We start from the raw sequence: 15,795 nt of genomic DNA, 5'->3' as shown, positions 1-15,795 counted from the left end.
TATAAAATAATAAATTGCTATGATTATTAAAAAAATAAGCCTAATAGTAGTCTTCGCCTTTTTTGGTTGCAACGGTATATCACAAGATAAAAAAGAAACCAACAAAGAATCAAAAAAAGAAAAATTTGAAGTAGTTAAAACTGATAGCGAATGGCGTTCAGAGCTAAGTGATTTAGAATATTATGTGCTTCGTGAAGCAGGTACTGAGAGGTCCTTTACTAGTGACCTATTAGGTAATAAAGAAAAGGGGGTCTATGTTTGTGCCGGATGTGGAACCGAACTATTTAGAAGTAGAGACAAATTTATTTCTGGTACGGGCTGGCCAAGTTTCGACAGAGAAATTAGGGGTAATGTTTTGTATGATGTTGACTATAAAATTGGCTATAAACGCACTGAAGAGCATTGTGCTACTTGCGGAGGTCATTTAGGGCATGTTTTTGATGACGGACCACAAGAAACAACAGGCAAAAGGCATTGTATAAATGGTGCCGCGCTAAAATTTGTACCATCCAAATAAGAAGATTCTTTAAACTAACTTTTATTTAGGCCAAAATTTGAGGTCTTCAACTAATCATTTACAATTTGTGATTTGATGGATATAGCCATTTAAAAATGATTTTGCTTTCGTACCTTTGCACTCTATTAATTTAGCATTAAAACTACACAAATGAGCAACTTCGATGTTATTGTTTTGGGCAGTGGGCCCGGAGGATATGTTACCGCTATTAGAGCGTCGCAATTAGGTTTAAAAACAGCTATTATTGAGAAAGAGAGTCTCGGTGGTGTTTGTCTTAATTGGGGTTGTATACCAACAAAAGCACTTTTAAAATCAGCACAGGTTTTTGATTACTTAAAACATGCATCTGATTATGGACTAAAAGCAGAAAATGTTGATAAAGATTTTGACGCTGTAGTTAAAAGGAGCCGTGGTGTTGCAGATGGCATGAGTAAGGGTGTTCAATTTTTGATGAAAAAAAATAAAATTGAGGTCCTTAAAGGGTACGGCACCTTAAAAGCTGGTAAAAAGGTATCAGTAAAAGATGAAAGTGGTAAAGAAACTGAATATAGTGCCAAACATATTATTATAGCTACCGGAGCCCGCAGTCGAGAACTACCGAGTCTTCCACAAGATGGTAAAAAAATTATTGGGTACCGTGAAGCAATGAGTCTTAAAGAACAGCCTAAAAAAATGGTTGTTGTTGGCAGTGGAGCAATTGGGGTTGAATTCGCCTATTTCTATCATACAATGGGTACTGAAGTTGTTATAGTAGAGTATTTACCGACTATTGTTCCTGTAGAAGATGAAGACGTTTCAAAACAATTGGAACGAAGTTTAAAAAAATCTGGAATAAAAGTAATGACCTCTTCTGAAGTAACACATGTTGATACTTCTGGTGATGGCGTAAAAGTAAATGTAAAAACAGCTAAAGGTGCTGAAATAATTCCGGCAGATATCGTTCTTTCAGCAGTTGGAATAAAATCTAACATTGAAAAAATTGGACTTGAAAATGTTGGAATTAAAACAGATCGTGATAAAATAGTAGTAGATGCCAATTACAAAACTAACGTAGAAGGGTATTATGCTATTGGAGATGTTACTCCAGGCCAAGCGCTAGCACACGTTGCGTCTGCAGAAGGTATTCTTTGTGTAGAAAACATTGCAGGAATGCATGTAGAAGCATTGGATTATGGAAATATTCCTGGTTGTACCTATTGCATTCCAGAAATCGCATCTGTTGGACTTACAGAAAAACAAGCGAAAGAAAAGGGACTTGATATTAAAGTTGGAAAATTTCCATTTTCGGCTAGTGGAAAAGCGAAAGCATCGGGTGCCTCTGATGGATTTGTAAAAGTAATATTTGATGCCAAATATGGCGAATGGTTAGGTTGCCATATGATTGGTGTTGGTGTTACTGATATGATTGCAGAAGCAGTTGTAGCAAGAAAATTAGAAACCACGGGGCATGAAGTACTTAAAGCAGTTCACCCTCATCCAACTATGAGCGAAGCAGTTATGGAAGCAGTAGCGGCCGCTTATGACGAAGTAATTCATTTATAATTTTTTTTAAGAGTAGCTAGCGTATAAAAATCTGGCTACTCTTCTTCTTTTAATACTTCATAATTTTCAATATAATGCTTGCAGCTTTTCGCATCACGGCTATTTTAGAAGGTATTTCATATTTAGCCCTTTTTGCAGTAACCATGCCTTTAAAGTATATGGCAGGTTTACCAATGCCTAATAAATACGTTGGATATGCGCACGGCGTGCTTTTTATCGGATATATTATTCTTGCAATATTATATTGGTATCAAAAAAAATGGTCCTTTAAGAGACTTCTAATTCTTTTAGTAGCCTCCTTATTACCATTTGCTACTTTTTATGTAGAAAAGAAATATCTGCAAAAATCAGTTTAAAAAACTCTGTATTGCTAGATCATAACTCTGCAATCCAAATCCTAATATAACTCCTTTTGAACCTGAAGATATGTAGGATACGTGTCTGAATTCTTCACGTTTATGCGTATTTGATATGTGCACTTCAATTACTGGAGTTTCCACGCCTTTTACTGCGTCTCCTATACCTACAGAAGTATGCGTATATGCAGCTGCATTAAGAATTATTCCATCGTAAGAGAATCCAACATCCTGAATTTTTCCAATAAGTTCACCTTCAATATTCGATTGAAAGTATTCCAATTGGCAGTCTTTGAATTTCTCTTGCAACTCAATGAAATAATCTTCAAAGGTCTTACTACCATACATTTCGGGCTCACGTTTACCAAGAAGGTTTAAATTGGGCCCATTTATTATCATCAACTTCATAAAGTAAAAGTATCAAATAGCCAGCGATAAAAAAAGTTCAATCGCTTTACACATCATTTTAAGATATTTATTAATATGGGTTCTTAGGCGGAAAAGTATATAAGACACCTAAATTTACAGTTGTCCAATCTTCACCGTCTAAAATCACATTAGTGTAGGAAACATTAACCTCAAATTGAGCTCCAAGAAGCAAACCTACTACAGGTCGGTAATAAAGTCCGCCTTCGTTACCCTCGTTAACACCAAAGGCATTTCCAACTTCACCTCCAAACGAAAAAGAATTGGAAGGCCATATCCTCATACCCAAAGCAACAGGTACGAATTGAATATGAGGTAAATCATATAATACAACGTCAGTATGAAAAGTTTCTGGAAAACCATTCGTAAAACCGGTCATAATCCCTAAGTCAACCACTTCACCTAAAGGGTACATATACCCAAGATCTATTCCAGCGCCTAAACTAACAACCTCATTATTTTCACCCATAGGTAAAGAACCGTGAAATCCTAATTTAAAACCTTTTTGAGCTTGTATGGCAAATGAAAACAAAACAAATACAATAACTAACAGGCTGTTTTTCATAACTTTATACTTTTTGACTAAATTTTAAGTTGAAACCTTAACTCAACAATTTGTTAAAAATTGTACAAAAAGGAATATTCATTAAGCTTATAAAGCCAAAGAAAAGGAAGTCTAAAAAAAAAGACCGAAATAATTCGGTCTTATCTTTTATGGCGTTTATGATATTAGAAAAAGTAAGCAGCACCTATTTGAATTATACCATTTTTAACTGTAGAATCTTGAACAGTTTTAGATAATCCCACACTAAAACGTGCTTGAAAATATAAGCTTTCATTCAAGCGATACCCTCCTCCTAAATTAAAAGCTACCTGAAATGTATTCGTTTTTAATTCTTCACCATTATTAATATAGTCGCTAGCATTGTCACTTAAAACCAAACTCAATTGCGGTCCCAATTCCGCAGCAAATTCATCAGTAATATGATATTTACCCATTAAAGGAACGTGCAAATAAATTAAGTTAAGGTCTCCAGGCCCGATATCTGCTCCTTGAAAAGAAATTAACAATTCTGGTTGGGCATAAATTCCTTCAGTGATTGGTATTTCAGCCAAACCGCCTATAAATCCTCCTGGTTTAGGTGTAACATCGAAATAATCTTTATTTATAAAAGTTGAAATATTTAAACCTGCCTTTGCCCCAAATCTGATTTCTCCATCAAGAGCATTATTATTAGAAATAGTTTTGTCTTGGACTATTACTTGTGCTTTCATTTTTTCAGCTCCTAGGGCAAGTAGAACAACTGCCAAAAAGATAACTTTCTTCATAAGGTTTAGTGTTTAATAATGTATTAAAAGGTTAAATTCTATATAAAATTACAATAATTTAATTTGATTAAAACTTATATGCCACTCCTACATTTAAAGTTGTGTTTTTAACATCTAAAAGAGCGTCACCAGGACCATTATATCTATCGGTTATAGCAAAAGAGTATCGTGCTTGTACCATTAGGTGACGTGTAATATCATAACCTGCTCCTACTCCCATTTCAATAGCTGTAGATTTAAGTGTATCACTAAATCGATCATCATCATTAGATAAATCTTTTAATATTGATTTAATTTCGTCGACATTTGAATTAAAGCTCAATTGTGGTCCTGCCTGAATATTAAGCCCTCTCGTTATATAAAATTTGGCCATAATTGGTAAATAAACAAATGATAAGTCACCTGCTTTACCATATGTAAGTTCGGGTTGTATGTGAAATTTATCGGTAATGCCTAAATCAGCAATTGCACCTACGTAATAACCCGTTTTATTAATTGCGTCTAAATTAAAAAGGGAAATACCAATTACAGATGCCTTAATATTCGTGTCATTATTTAAGAGGCCACCAGTAACTCCAAATTGAAAATCGGTTTGAGCTTGTGCTTGATAAACTCCAAAAAAAGCCACTACGGCTAATGTGATTAATTTTTTCATAATAATGTAGTGTTTAAAATTTTATGTGTGTTTTATAGTCAATAACCAACTATACAATCTTCATACCACATTACATAAACACCTAATAATTTGAATTTTAACGCGATATAAAATAATTATTTCATTCGCTACCTTTACAAAATGAAATGGAAAGCAGCCTTAAAAGACTTTGAACATTACTTAAAGATTGAAAGAGGTTTAGCCAATAATTCAATTAAGAATTACATTTTAGATATTGAAAAATTAATAGGGTATTTAGAAGAACACAATTTAGATGAGTCTCCGGAAAAAATTAATAAATCAATAGTTCAACAGTTTATTTATGAAATTGCTAAAAAAGTAAATCCACGTTCGCAAGCACGAATTATTTCTGGGTTAAAAAGCTTTTTTAGCTATATGGTTTTTGAAGATTACAGAGTGGACAATCCAATGGACTTAATTGAATCTCCTAAAATAGGTCGCAAACTACCTGACACACTTTCTGAAGATGAAATAAATGATTTAATTGACAGTATTGACTTATCTAAACCAGAAGGAGAAAGAAATAGAGCCATGCTAGAGACACTTTATGGTTGCGGTTTGCGGGTATCCGAACTTATTAATTTACGCTTGTCAGATTTATACTTTGAAGAAGATTTTATTAAAGTAACCGGTAAGGGTGATAAACAACGGTTTGTACCGATTAGTAAAGTAAATAAGAAATACATTACTATTTATCGCAAGGAAGTTCGTGTACATCAAAAAGTACAAAAAGATTTTGAAGACATTCTATTTTTAAATCGAAGAGGCAAGCAACTAACGAGGGCAATGGTCTTTACAATTATTAAACAATTAGCTGAAAAAATCGGACTTAAAAAAAACATAAGTCCACATACATTTCGACATTCTTTTGCTACTCACCTACTTCAGAATGGTGCTGATCTTAGAGCTATTCAACAGATGTTGGGCCATGAGAGTATTACAACAACGGAGGTTTATATGCACGTAGATAAAACTCATTTAGAAGATGTGTTAAATAATTTTCATCCAAGAAAAAAAGAATAAATATATTTGCTGCTTTTGTGTCCCCAACTAAGTTTCCCATGAAGCATTTAAAACCTTTTCTTTGGAGTTATATGATTATTGTTCTCATTGAATTAATAGTTGTGGACAACCCCGAATTACTGTCATATAGATTTATTTCGAAACCATTGATTATGGTTTCTATGATTATTTTTTTTCTACTACAAAAAGTTGATCGCAAAACTAGAATATTTGTTTCAACTGCACTTTTCTGTTCGCTTATAGGCGATTTATTATTGATTTATGATGAAATTTATGAGTCTTTATTTTATGGAGGTTTATTAGCTTTTTTCACCACACACCTTATGTATGCTATTCAATTTTCTAGGAGTAGAAATAAAGAGTTAGGTATTATAGCCCCTACGCTAGTATTATTTTTTTATGCTGCCTCTGTATACCTTTATTTACACGATTCTTTAAATGATTTTGCTATACCTGTAGCAATTTATATTTCTGCACATTTAATTATGATACTATTTGCTTATTTAAGAAATGACTCATTAACGAATAACAGTTATATTTATGTGCTTTCTGGCACCTTTCTGTTTATGTTTTCTGATAGTATTTTAGCTATAACTAGATTTAAAAGCGATATTCCTTTTTCGAGAATTTTAGTAATGGCCTTTTATTCAAGCGCACAACTCTTAGTTATTGTAGGTATTTTAAAGGGTGCATTAAATACCAAAATGAAAAATCTCCAAGATGAATATTCTATTTAATTGAAGGAATTAATTTATTAGATTAAGCAAGAGGTTTTTTAAAGTTTCAATTTAAGATTAAACCAAAAAATTAGTAACTCTTAATAAATATAAACCTCAAGAATCTTATTCTATCGAGCACTTAAAACTAATATTTTCAGTAACGTAAAAGTTTAAATATATTTGGCTTTATTGCATTAACTGAATATGAAGAAACTTATTCCATTTCTCTGGTGTTTTGCTGTTATTTTATTAATTGAGCTTGTTTTAATCTCCAATTCAGAATGGTGGTCGTATCGTATATTTTCAAAACCTTTAGTTGTAGGTTCAATTTTAGTTTTTTTATTAATTCAAAACGTTGATAAACGTACTAAAAATCTAGTAGCCGCTGCATTGTCTTGTGGTATACTTGGTGACGTTATTCTTATTTACGCTAGAGTATCTGAACCGCTATTTATTTTTGGAGTTTTAGCTTTTCTTATCGGACACATCTTTTATGCCCTTCAATTCTCTAGGTCACGAAATAAGGAGATTGGCATTATAGCACCCCTGTTTGTATTATTAGGTTATGTAATGGCGCTACTTTTATATTTAAGAGATTCGCTATATAATTTAGCCATTCCTGTTGCTGTTTATATAATTGTATTAATGATAATGATTCTTTTCGCGTATGTACGGGATGATTCTATGACCAATAACAGTTATATCTATGTATTAGCTGGCTCACTGCTATTTATGCTATCAAACAGTATTTTAGCCATTACAAAATTTAAGAGTGATATTCCCTACGCTCGTATTTTAGTAATGGGAATTTATGGACTTGCTCAATTATTAATGGTCATTGGAATAATAAAAGAAAATTTGATTACTGAATCTAAAACCCTATAACCCTTTATTCTTTTTATAAGGACGAATAATTAATCGTGCTTCTCGATCAAATCGCACATAATTGTACACCCAATTAACAAATACAACCACGCGGTTTCTAAATCCTATTAAGAAAAATAGGTGTACAAACATCCAAACAAACCACGCAAATACACCTTGAAATTTAAACTTTTTCATGTCTACTACTGCTTTATTTCTTCCTACAGTAGCCATGGATCCCTTATCATTATATTTAAAAGGAACAAGCGCTTTCTTGCTTAACAAACGTAATATATTAGCCCCCAGATGTCTTCCTTGCTGCATAGCCGGTTGCGCTACCATCGGGTGTCCGTATGGTTCATTTTTAGATTGCATTATAGCAATATCACCTATTGCAAAAACATTATCAAATCCGATTACTTTATTAAATTCATCAACTTTCACACGGTTACCCCTAACAATAATATCTTCGGCATTTAAGCCTTTTATCGTTGCTCCTTGCACCCCAGCCGCCCATATTAATGTGGCCGCTTCGAAACTATCATCTACATTGGTTGAAACATTATATCCGTCATAATCAGTAACACGCATATTTTTGTAAACATTTACTCCTAATTTTTTAAGGAATATTTCTGCCTTTTTCGATGCTGGCTCACTCATTGTAGCCAACAACCGATCACTACCTTGAATTAGATTAATTTGCGCAATACGAGTATCCAAATCTGGATAATCTTTAGGTAAAATACCTTTCTTTATTTCAGCCAATGCACCTGCCAATTCCACACCTGTGGGCCCACCTCCAACAATTACAAAGTTCATTAATGCTTCCCGTTTATTTAAATCATCGGTAAGTAGAGCATCTTCGAAATTTTCTAATATTAAACTACGCAGATTAAGACTTTGTGGTACAGTCTTCATCGCCATTGCATTTTTTTCAATATTGGTATTTCCAAAGAAATTTGTCTTTGAACCAGTAGCCAATACTAAATAATCATATCCGATTTCACCTATATCAGTTTCAACGCTATTTTCTTCTGGTTTAATTTCTAACACTTCCGCAAGACGAAAATAATTATTCGGAGAATCTTGTAATATTTTACGCAAAGGATAAGCAATAGAATCTGGCTCAAGACCACCTGTAGACACCTGATATAAAAGAGGTTGAAACGTATGGTAATTATGTTTATCTATCAATACCACCTGCACCTCTTGATCTCTAAGTTCTTTTGCCAAAGAGACCCCTCCAAAGCCCCCACCAATTATTACCACTCTTGGCAGGCCTGACTTCGGTATATTCAAATCACATTCGTTTATCATAATCATACAAAAGTACGTTATACTCGCCGTAAAGAAATCTAAAAGTTGTTGTTTTTGCTATCTTTATCAACTGTTTAGAAGCTACATAACTAACCTTGAAGAAAACGGAATAGCATATTATATATTTTTATGTAATGAAATTTTAGCATTGAAGAATTAAATATGTAACAAAAAGCAAAATTTGTCTACTAACCAGTAACAACCACCTTCTAATACGTGAATAAAGAACTGGAACATCAATTTGTGACAGACCTTGAGAGCAATCAGAATATTGTTCATAAGGTGTGTACCCTGTACACCAATGATCGTGATTCGCACAATGACTTGTTTCAAGAAATTACAATTCAACTATGGAAAGCATACCCGAAATTTAGAGGCGAGTCTAAGTTTAGTACTTGGATGTATCGTGTGGCGTTGAACACCGCCATTACCCTTTATCGCAAATCTAAAAGAAGTATAAAAACACAAGATTACGAATCAGTAATTTTTAAAATTAAAGCCGACGAATATGATGAGACTGAAGAACAACAATTAAAGTTGATGTATAAGGCAGTAAAACAATTAGGAGACATTGATAAAGCACTTGTTTTTCTTTATTTAGAAGATAAAAATTATAGTGAAATCAGTGAAACATTGGGTATAACCGAAGTAAATGCGCGCGTAAAGATGAACCGAATTAAGAATAAATTGAGAACCATATTAAATCCATAAAATTATGATGGACGAACTGGAACTACTTAAAAAAGACTGGCAGAAAAAGGAAGAGGATCTTCCTAAACTGTCGTATAATGAACTTCATACCATGATATGGAAGAAATCTTCTTCCATAGTCAAGTGGATAATGATCATTAGTATTTTAGAATTTATATTACCCCATTTACTGTACTTTCTACCTCAAGCTCAGAACCAGATGGCGGTATATGATAGTGTTGGTCTAAGGTATTGGGTTATTGGTTTAACTATAATACAATATACTGTTGTAGCGTATTTCATTTTTGAATTCTATAAGCGCTATAAGGAAATCTCAGTATTAGATAATGCTAAGAACTTAATGGATAATATTATAAAGACGAGAAAAACTGTAAAGTACTACGTTATTTTTTCGCTATCGTTAATTTTCATAACCATGGTTTCCTTCGCTTTTGGCATATACCTTACTTCCGATTTAACAGCCCTTGCTGAAGCATTTGGATATGATGAGTTTATGGAAATGGAGCCAGAAAAATTGAAGAAATTACTAATTGGAGTGTATTTGGCCATGGCTTTAATAATGCCCTTAATTATCGGAGCAATTTACTTTTTACTATATGGTCTCCTCTTGAGAAAACTAAAAAAGAACCACAAAGAATTAAAAAGGCTTGAAGTTTAGTGCTTTCTAAACCTACGTTTTTGATTTAATGCCTCATATTCGGCAATTTCTTCCTTAGGAATAACTTTTAAGAACGAAGGATGTTGCTCTATGGCATATTCGAGTTTTTCAATAATTTCTTCGTTACTCTCATTGTCATAATCAATTTCCAACGGCTCTTTAATCACTAATGATTGTAAAATTCCTTTTTTCTTTATGCGCAGTCCTTTTTTATCAAATGATCTACGGAAACCATCTATAACAACTGGCACCACCACCGGCTTATACTTTTTAATAATATGTGCTGTACCTTTTCTTAAAGGTTTCCAAGGTGTGGTTGTACCTTGTGGAAAAGTAATAACCCAACCATCTTCTAAAGCCATACCAATTCTAGAAATATCAGTCATCTTAACTTGTCTCTTCACATCTTTTCCATGAGACCGCCAAGTTCGTTCCACACTTACGGCTCCTGCATAAGCCAAGGCCTTGGTAAAAAGACTCTTTTTCATGGTTTCTGCGGCAGCAACATAATACACATTTAGCTTTGGTTGCAAAATATAAGAGATGCGTTTAATATTATCGTCACGCCCTTTTAAACTTGCATTAAAAACATGAAACATTGCTACAACATCTGCAAAATAAGTTTGGTGGTTGCTAACAAAAAGAACATTCCTTTCCGGTAAGTTTCTTATTATTTCAGAACCCTCAATCTCTAACGTATTAAATCTTTTATAACGCTGATGCGTAATTAAGCCTAATACACGTATTAAGAACTTCTTTATAAAAAGAATATGACCAAAAGGATTTTCCTTGAATATACTCATTTAGACATTTAATTTGAACCGTCGAATTTACAAAATAAGATGCTCACATCACTTGTTTTATTAAGTCTTTGACTTCACTTAACATCATAGCTGTTGCCCCCCAAACCGTATAACCATTTAATTTAAAGGCAGGTACGTCTACATCTACAGCATAAGATGTAGTTATTTTTTTCGAAAAGATTTTTTTATCATCCAATAAATCTAAAATAGGAACTTCCACAATTTTCTCTACTTCTTCTTGCTGTAATGTGAAAGAAATTTCTCCGGTAGAAAATCCAATAAAAGGCGAAACCATAAAATTACTGGGGGGAATATACACCTGTGTCAATTCTTTAATAACCTTAATACTGGCGGTAGGTACACCCACTTCCTCTTCAGTTTCTCGAAGTGCAGTAATCATTATATTTTCATCAATTTCCTCTGCCTTCCCTCCTGGAAAAGCTACTTGATTGGAGTGCACACCTTTATAGGTTTTTCTTAATATTAGTAAGAAATGTGTACTATTTTGACTATCAGGATAAAAAAGCGCCATTACTCCTGCTCTTTTGGGAGTAATCTTGAGATTTTGATTCCTTTTCATGAGTTCTTCCCTAAATGCAGGTACCATTTTATAGTGAGAGTCAACTCCGGGTAATGGAAGATTTTTTATTTTTGATACCTGTTTTGAAAACAAATTAAAGTCCATGAGCTTAAAACAAATCGCATTAACCACAATAATAACATTATTTTTTTTAGTTGGTTGCAAAGATGAATCCAATAAAAAAGATTCGTCTATAAAAACCAAAAATCAGCATAAAGAAATCATTGAAAAGGATTCTACAATTGCAGAAGAATTAGAAGAAGAAAAATTTGTGCTTAATGAAGAAAATGCGATTCAGTTTTTCTTCGATTATCAAAAAGGACTAAAAGAAAACAAAGTAAAAATAACAACTAGTTTAGGCAGTTTTATTATCCAATTATTTGAAAATGTTCCTTACCATAAAGCAAATTTCATTTACTTAACCAGAAAAGGATATTTCGACAATACTCAATTTCATAGAATAGTAAAAAACTTTATAATTCAGGGCGGTAATGCCGATGATGAAGCCACACCGAAAAAAAGACGGGAGATTGGTCGTTATTTGCTTCCGCCGGATACCAGAAAAGGCCATAAACATCATCGTGGTACACTTTCAATGCCAAGTAGTGAAAATGACAATCCACATAAATTAGCTTCGCCTTACGAGTTTTTTATTGTGGTAACCAAACCAGGATCATATCATTTAGATGGAAATTATACACCCTTTGGAAAAGTTATATCGGGAATGGATGTCGTAGATAAAATAAACGCTGTGGATACTGGTAAAGGCGATTGGCCATCGGTTAATGTTTATATTGAAAAAGCAGAAGTAATTGACTAATTGATCATTACCAAACACGAACTAAAGATCAACTTCAAGTTTTACTTTTATAAATATTAGGTAAGGCTATCTTAAACACCACGGCTAAAATTCGAATTACAATCACAATGACAATTGCTGCTATATAAGCGAACGTATTTTCTATTGGTAATTCTCTAAGTATGAAATACGAACTGCCGCCTAAAATACAAGCTGTAGCATAAATTTCTTTTCTAAAAACAACAGGAATTTCATTACAAAGAATATCCCTAATCACTCCCCCAAAGCTAGCGGTCATAGTACCTAATGCAATACAAACAAGAGGATTCAATCCAATACTCAACCCCTTTTCAATTCCCACTAAAGTGTATAAACCAATGCCTATAGTATCGAACAAAAAAAGTGACTTTGTAAAATACTTTAAATAATTACGAAAGATTATAGTGAAAGCTACGGTTCCAATAATTACCAAAATATAAGTGGTATTTTGCATCCAAGCAACGGGCGTACTACCAATAAGCATATCTCTTAAAGTACCACCACCTACAGCAGTAACAAAAGCAATAATGAAAACCCCAAACAGGTCAAGCTTTTTCTCCATAGCTACCAAAACTCCAGAGATAGCAAACGCTATTGTACCGAGAATATCAATTGCAAAATAAAACATTTGTAATTATGAATTTTGGTTGAAAAAACGAATTTGAGGTTATTAGTTCTCTATAACTCAATATCGCTATTATTTTTAAATCTGCTGCGTGTAATAGCTATAATCCTTTAGCACGGTATCCAAATACTGAACATCATACAGTTCTGAGTTAGTTGTTAATACGCTCTCAACTTTATCACGAAGAGCCTTCATAGTTTTATGGTCTGCACTTTGTTTAGCTATTCTATAGGTATCTTTAATCAAACGTATATCTTTATCACTCAGTAAGGTAACATTTGAAAAGGTAGGCTCATACGTTTCTTCTACATCTTCTAAAATAGTATGAGAAACCTTCGTTGTATTCTTAGTACTAATTACAACTGTACCCGCTGCAGCATCTCCTAATCGTTGCCTTTTATCAGAAAATAATATAGTTAGCAAACCAATACTGCCTACAAATATCCAAATATCTACTAAGCGTAACATCCATCTCACTAAATAATTAGACCAATGCACAGGCGTACCATCAAAGCGTACAACACGCATTTTCATTAGCATTTTCCCTACAGTTCTACCATTAAATAAGCTATGCATAATAAGGCTGTAAAACATTGCTGGTAAGAGAATTAAACTCTGCAAACCGAACTGAGTCCATGCATCTTCAAATATGTAACCTAATGCTGTAGTAGCGAAGTTTACTAAAATAAAATAGAGGTACAGAATAAAGCCATCAATCAAAAAAGCAAGAATTCTTTCACCAATACTAACAATAGTATAATCTAAGTTAACATTTTGCGTTGTATTTATTTGAAGGTTAATCATAGAACCATTAATTTTAAAATAACCCGTATAAATAGCTTTTTTAAGTTTCCTTATACGTTAATTAACATAGTATACTTATGCGTGAAGCTGCTTTCGTAAAGCAAAATAAGGAAAAATGGATGGCATTTGAAAAAGCCCTCACCCTTAACTCACAACTAAATCCGGATGAACTTGCTGATGGTTATATTCATCTAACTAACGATCTAGCCTACGCACAAACTTATTACGCAGAAAGTAAGACTTTATTGTATTTAAATTCTTTAGCCTCCCAAGCACATCAAAAAATTTATAAGAATAAAAAAGAAAGTAAGAATAGGATTGTTTCATTCTGGAAAACTGAATTTCCTCTATTCTTTAAACAATATCACCAAACCTTAGGAATTGCATTTTTAATTTTCATTATTGCTACGGCAATAGGCAGTCTTTCAGCCTTAAAAGACGACACCTTTGTTCGCCTTATTCTTGGTGATGGGTACGTAAATCAAACTTTAAACAATATTTCTGAAGGTGACCCTACTGCTATTTATAAAGGTGGCAGTGAAATTGGCACTTTTTTAGGAATTACCATAAACAACATAAGAGTAGCCTTTTTAGCGTTCTCATTTGGTGTAATTACGAGTATAGGTACCGCATACATTTTATTTAGTAATGGGGTTATGCTTGGTGCTTTTATTACTTTTTTTTACACAAAAGGGGTGTTTTTTGAAGCCAACAAACAAATTTGGCTTCATGGAACTATTGAAATATCGGTTATTATAATAGCAGGTTGTGCAGGTTTAATTATGGGCAACAGTATTCTATTTCCGAAAACATTCTCGAGACGAGTTTCGTTTATGAAAGGTGCTAAAGACGGGTTAAAAGTGGTAGTAAGTACCATACCCTTTTTTGTAATAGCAGGTTTCATAGAAGGTTTTATTACACGTTATTCAAATATGCCGAATTGGTTAGCCTTTTTAATTATTGGTGGGTCATTGGCTCTTATTATATACTATTATATTATTTACCCAATTCTATTGAACAAACAACATGCAAAACAATACTAAAAGTGAATATATTGAGCTTAAAGTCCGCAGGGATTTAGGTGCAATAATTTCTGATTACTTTACCTTTTTAAAACAAAATTTGAAAAAATTTACCAATGTTTTTTTAAGTTACAACGGGTTGTTTTTAATAGGCTTATTGGTAGTAAGTTATTTTTTAGTTTCAGGTTTTATTGGTTTAATAACGTATAGCAGTAACTACCAGTATCTTGAGTCGGGGGAGCAAAATATGGAAGAAACCTATATTACTTCTTTTATCATTGGCGGTGTCCTATTCTTCTTTATTTTCATGGCAGTAGCTATTATGAATTATAGTCTTGCAGGTTCTTATATGCTTAAATATGAAGAAAACAAAGGCAATTCTTTTGACAAAAAAGAAGTTTGGAATTTCTTTAAAGAACGCTTTGGAAAAATATTCTTGTTTGCTGTAATAATGGTAGTGTTATTCATAGTAATTTATACTGTAGGCGTCGTACTTATGTTTATTCCTTTATTGGGAATTTTGGCTTATTACGTTATAATGTTTGGAACATTAGCTTGGTTTGGAGTTTCATTTTTTTCACTCTTAAATGACGATAAAGATGTAATGGATTCCTTCCGTGAAGGTTGGCAATTGGTACGAAACCACTTCTGGAAATCGGTTGGAGTTAATTTTATATTAGGATTACTTAACGGCATTTTGTCAATGGTCGTGATGATTATACCCGGAGTGATTGTTGGCCTGTACACATTTCATGTAGTCACTAATGAAGTTGATGTTTCCGAATCTATTGTTTCAACAATTGTTTATACAATTGGACTTGCTTTTTATTTAATAGTCATGGTTTATGGTCAATGTCTTTCGCAATTTGTAAATGGTTTTCTATTCTATTCGTTACATGAAGAAACTTACAATACCAACACGAGATCAAAAATTGAACAAATAGGAAACTTGGGCGAGTGATAAAATACAGTTTCATACTATTAT

20 protein-coding genes are annotated in these 15,795 nt (G+C 33.1%); 11 read left to right on the top strand and 9 right to left on the bottom strand.

Features of this window, described 5'->3' with window-relative positions; all coding sequences use genetic code 11:
* Positions 1 to 19: 19 nt before the first annotated feature.
* The 3 genes from msrB to ABJF52_RS14630 all read left to right on the top strand — a co-directional run bounded on the left by msrB (position 20) and on the right by ABJF52_RS14630 (position 2,415).
* Positions 20 to 517, top strand: coding sequence for a peptide-methionine (R)-S-oxide reductase MsrB (gene msrB / locus ABJF52_RS14640; protein ID WP_348151789.1), 498 nt, complete (start codon positions 20 to 22; stop codon positions 515 to 517).
* A gap of 150 nt (positions 518 to 667) precedes the next feature.
* Complete coding sequence (gene lpdA / locus ABJF52_RS14635; protein WP_348151786.1) at positions 668 to 2,059, top strand: dihydrolipoyl dehydrogenase; 1,392 nt, start codon at positions 668 to 670, stop codon at positions 2,057 to 2,059.
* A 74-nt stretch (positions 2,060 to 2,133) separates the two neighbouring features.
* Positions 2,134 to 2,415 (top strand): DUF3817 domain-containing protein, encoded by a 282-nt coding sequence (locus ABJF52_RS14630; RefSeq protein ID WP_348151784.1) that lies wholly within the window; start codon positions 2,134 to 2,136, stop codon positions 2,413 to 2,415.
* On the opposite strand, the gene aroQ is transcribed toward ABJF52_RS14630, so the two are convergent.
* The 4 genes from aroQ to ABJF52_RS14610 all read right to left on the bottom strand — a co-directional run bounded on the left by aroQ (position 2,407) and on the right by ABJF52_RS14610 (position 4,825).
* Positions 2,407 to 2,823, bottom strand: coding sequence for a type II 3-dehydroquinate dehydratase (gene aroQ / locus ABJF52_RS14625; protein ID WP_348151781.1), 417 nt, complete (start codon positions 2,821 to 2,823; stop codon positions 2,407 to 2,409). The genes ABJF52_RS14630 and aroQ overlap by 9 nt on opposite strands.
* Before the next feature lie 70 nt (positions 2,824 to 2,893).
* Positions 2,894 to 3,406: a hypothetical protein gene (locus tag ABJF52_RS14620; RefSeq protein WP_348151778.1), complete on the bottom strand. Its 513-nt coding sequence runs from the start codon at positions 3,404 to 3,406 to the stop codon at positions 2,894 to 2,896.
* A gap of 164 nt (positions 3,407 to 3,570) precedes the next feature.
* Positions 3,571 to 4,170 (bottom strand): porin family protein, encoded by a 600-nt coding sequence (locus ABJF52_RS14615; RefSeq protein ID WP_348151775.1) that lies wholly within the window; start codon positions 4,168 to 4,170, stop codon positions 3,571 to 3,573.
* Positions 4,171 to 4,237: 67 nt separating this feature from the next.
* Positions 4,238 to 4,825 (bottom strand): porin family protein, encoded by a 588-nt coding sequence (locus ABJF52_RS14610; protein ID WP_348151772.1) that lies wholly within the window; start codon positions 4,823 to 4,825, stop codon positions 4,238 to 4,240.
* Positions 4,826 to 4,966: 141 nt separating this feature from the next.
* On the opposite strand from ABJF52_RS14610, the gene xerD reads away from it, so the two are divergent.
* The 3 genes from xerD (at position 4,967) to ABJF52_RS14595 (ending at position 7,473) form a co-directional block, all read left to right on the top strand.
* Positions 4,967 to 5,869 (top strand): site-specific tyrosine recombinase XerD, encoded by a 903-nt coding sequence (gene xerD, locus ABJF52_RS14605; RefSeq protein WP_348151771.1) that lies wholly within the window; start codon positions 4,967 to 4,969, stop codon positions 5,867 to 5,869.
* 38 nt (positions 5,870 to 5,907) lie between these two features.
* A complete protein-coding gene (locus tag ABJF52_RS14600; protein WP_348151769.1) occupies positions 5,908 to 6,606 on the top strand; it encodes a lysoplasmalogenase in 699 nt (232 codons plus the stop codon).
* A 186-nt stretch (positions 6,607 to 6,792) separates the two neighbouring features.
* Entirely contained in the window at positions 6,793 to 7,473 is a 681-nt protein-coding gene (locus ABJF52_RS14595) for a lysoplasmalogenase (protein WP_348151766.1), read from the top strand.
* Here ABJF52_RS14595 and ABJF52_RS14590 read toward each other — a convergent pair.
* Complete coding sequence (locus tag ABJF52_RS14590; protein WP_348151923.1) at positions 7,468 to 8,751, bottom strand: NAD(P)/FAD-dependent oxidoreductase; 1,284 nt, start codon at positions 8,749 to 8,751, stop codon at positions 7,468 to 7,470. The genes ABJF52_RS14595 and ABJF52_RS14590 overlap by 6 nt on opposite strands.
* A gap of 234 nt (positions 8,752 to 8,985) precedes the next feature.
* Between ABJF52_RS14590 and ABJF52_RS14585 the strand changes: the two genes are divergently transcribed.
* Complete coding sequence (locus ABJF52_RS14585; protein ID WP_348151764.1) at positions 8,986 to 9,480, top strand: sigma-70 family RNA polymerase sigma factor; 495 nt, start codon at positions 8,986 to 8,988, stop codon at positions 9,478 to 9,480.
* 4 nt (positions 9,481 to 9,484) lie between these two features.
* Positions 9,485 to 10,138, top strand: coding sequence for a hypothetical protein (locus tag ABJF52_RS14580; protein ID WP_348151762.1), 654 nt, complete (start codon positions 9,485 to 9,487; stop codon positions 10,136 to 10,138).
* Here the strand turns inward: ABJF52_RS14580 and ABJF52_RS14575 are convergent.
* Both ABJF52_RS14575 and ABJF52_RS14570 read right to left on the bottom strand, forming a co-directional pair.
* On the bottom strand, positions 10,135 to 10,941 hold the full coding sequence (locus ABJF52_RS14575; protein WP_348151760.1) for a lysophospholipid acyltransferase family protein: 807 nt from the start codon (positions 10,939 to 10,941) through the stop codon (positions 10,135 to 10,137). The genes ABJF52_RS14580 and ABJF52_RS14575 overlap by 4 nt on opposite strands.
* A gap of 43 nt (positions 10,942 to 10,984) precedes the next feature.
* Positions 10,985 to 11,626: a CoA pyrophosphatase gene (locus ABJF52_RS14570; protein WP_348151757.1), complete on the bottom strand. Its 642-nt coding sequence runs from the start codon at positions 11,624 to 11,626 to the stop codon at positions 10,985 to 10,987.
* On the opposite strand from ABJF52_RS14570, the gene ABJF52_RS14565 reads away from it, so the two are divergent.
* Positions 11,625 to 12,341, top strand: a complete 717-nt coding sequence (locus ABJF52_RS14565) for a peptidylprolyl isomerase (RefSeq protein WP_348151755.1) — start codon at positions 11,625 to 11,627, stop codon at positions 12,339 to 12,341. The genes ABJF52_RS14570 and ABJF52_RS14565 overlap by 2 nt on opposite strands.
* Before the next feature lie 34 nt (positions 12,342 to 12,375).
* Here the strand turns inward: ABJF52_RS14565 and ABJF52_RS14560 are convergent, their stop codons facing one another.
* Positions 12,376 to 12,987 (bottom strand): trimeric intracellular cation channel family protein, encoded by a 612-nt coding sequence (locus ABJF52_RS14560; RefSeq protein WP_348151752.1) that lies wholly within the window; start codon positions 12,985 to 12,987, stop codon positions 12,376 to 12,378.
* A 75-nt stretch (positions 12,988 to 13,062) separates the two neighbouring features.
* Positions 13,063 to 13,788 (bottom strand): RDD family protein, encoded by a 726-nt coding sequence (locus tag ABJF52_RS14555; RefSeq protein ID WP_348151748.1) that lies wholly within the window; start codon positions 13,786 to 13,788, stop codon positions 13,063 to 13,065.
* Positions 13,789 to 13,865: 77 nt separating this feature from the next.
* Here ABJF52_RS14555 and ABJF52_RS14550 point away from each other — a divergent pair, with 77 nt between their 5' ends.
* Positions 13,866 to 14,831 (top strand): stage II sporulation protein M, encoded by a 966-nt coding sequence (locus ABJF52_RS14550; protein ID WP_348151745.1) that lies wholly within the window; start codon positions 13,866 to 13,868, stop codon positions 14,829 to 14,831.
* Entirely contained in the window at positions 14,815 to 15,771 is a 957-nt protein-coding gene (locus tag ABJF52_RS14545; protein ID WP_348151743.1) for a hypothetical protein, read from the top strand. Before ABJF52_RS14550 ends, ABJF52_RS14545 begins: the two co-directional genes overlap by 17 nt.
* Positions 15,772 to 15,795: the final 24 nt, after the last annotated feature.

Origin of the sequence: Aurantibacter sp. (assembly GCF_039941195.1) — a bacterium.
Classification (GTDB): Bacteria; Bacteroidota; Bacteroidia; order Flavobacteriales; family Flavobacteriaceae; genus Aurantibacter_A.
This window is presented reverse-complemented; position numbering and strand designations above follow the sequence as displayed.

What these genes read in the sequence shown, in the direction of transcription:
- msrB (WP_348151789.1), top strand. Translation starts at nt 20, where the DNA reads ATGATTATTAAAAAAATAAGCCTAATAGTAGTCTTCGCCTTTTTTGGT.
- lpdA (WP_348151786.1), top strand. Translation starts at nt 668, where the DNA reads ATGAGCAACTTCGATGTTATTGTTTTGGGCAGTGGGCCCGGAGGATAT.
- ABJF52_RS14630 (WP_348151784.1), top strand. Translation starts at nt 2,134, where the DNA reads ATGCTTGCAGCTTTTCGCATCACGGCTATTTTAGAAGGTATTTCATAT.
- aroQ (WP_348151781.1), bottom strand. Translation starts at nt 2,823, where the DNA reads ATGAAGTTGATGATAATAAATGGGCCCAATTTAAACCTTCTTGGTAAA.
- ABJF52_RS14620 (WP_348151778.1), bottom strand. Translation starts at nt 3,406, where the DNA reads ATGAAAAACAGCCTGTTAGTTATTGTATTTGTTTTGTTTTCATTTGCC.
- ABJF52_RS14615 (WP_348151775.1), bottom strand. Translation starts at nt 4,170, where the DNA reads ATGAAGAAAGTTATCTTTTTGGCAGTTGTTCTACTTGCCCTAGGAGCT.
- ABJF52_RS14610 (WP_348151772.1), bottom strand. Translation starts at nt 4,825, where the DNA reads ATGAAAAAATTAATCACATTAGCCGTAGTGGCTTTTTTTGGAGTTTAT.
- xerD (WP_348151771.1), top strand. Translation starts at nt 4,967, where the DNA reads ATGAAATGGAAAGCAGCCTTAAAAGACTTTGAACATTACTTAAAGATT.
- ABJF52_RS14600 (WP_348151769.1), top strand. Translation starts at nt 5,908, where the DNA reads ATGAAGCATTTAAAACCTTTTCTTTGGAGTTATATGATTATTGTTCTC.
- ABJF52_RS14595 (WP_348151766.1), top strand. Translation starts at nt 6,793, where the DNA reads ATGAAGAAACTTATTCCATTTCTCTGGTGTTTTGCTGTTATTTTATTA.
- ABJF52_RS14580 (WP_348151762.1), top strand. Translation starts at nt 9,485, where the DNA reads ATGATGGACGAACTGGAACTACTTAAAAAAGACTGGCAGAAAAAGGAA.
- ABJF52_RS14575 (WP_348151760.1), bottom strand. Translation starts at nt 10,941, where the DNA reads ATGAGTATATTCAAGGAAAATCCTTTTGGTCATATTCTTTTTATAAAG.
- ABJF52_RS14565 (WP_348151755.1), top strand. Translation starts at nt 11,625, where the DNA reads ATGAGCTTAAAACAAATCGCATTAACCACAATAATAACATTATTTTTT.
- ABJF52_RS14570 (WP_348151757.1), bottom strand. Translation starts at nt 11,626, where the DNA reads ATGGACTTTAATTTGTTTTCAAAACAGGTATCAAAAATAAAAAATCTT.
- ABJF52_RS14560 (WP_348151752.1), bottom strand. Translation starts at nt 12,987, where the DNA reads ATGTTTTATTTTGCAATTGATATTCTCGGTACAATAGCGTTTGCTATC.
- ABJF52_RS14555 (WP_348151748.1), bottom strand. Translation starts at nt 13,788, where the DNA reads ATGATTAACCTTCAAATAAATACAACGCAAAATGTTAACTTAGATTAT.
- ABJF52_RS14550 (WP_348151745.1), top strand. Translation starts at nt 13,866, where the DNA reads ATGCGTGAAGCTGCTTTCGTAAAGCAAAATAAGGAAAAATGGATGGCA.
- ABJF52_RS14545 (WP_348151743.1), top strand. Translation starts at nt 14,815, where the DNA reads ATGCAAAACAATACTAAAAGTGAATATATTGAGCTTAAAGTCCGCAGG.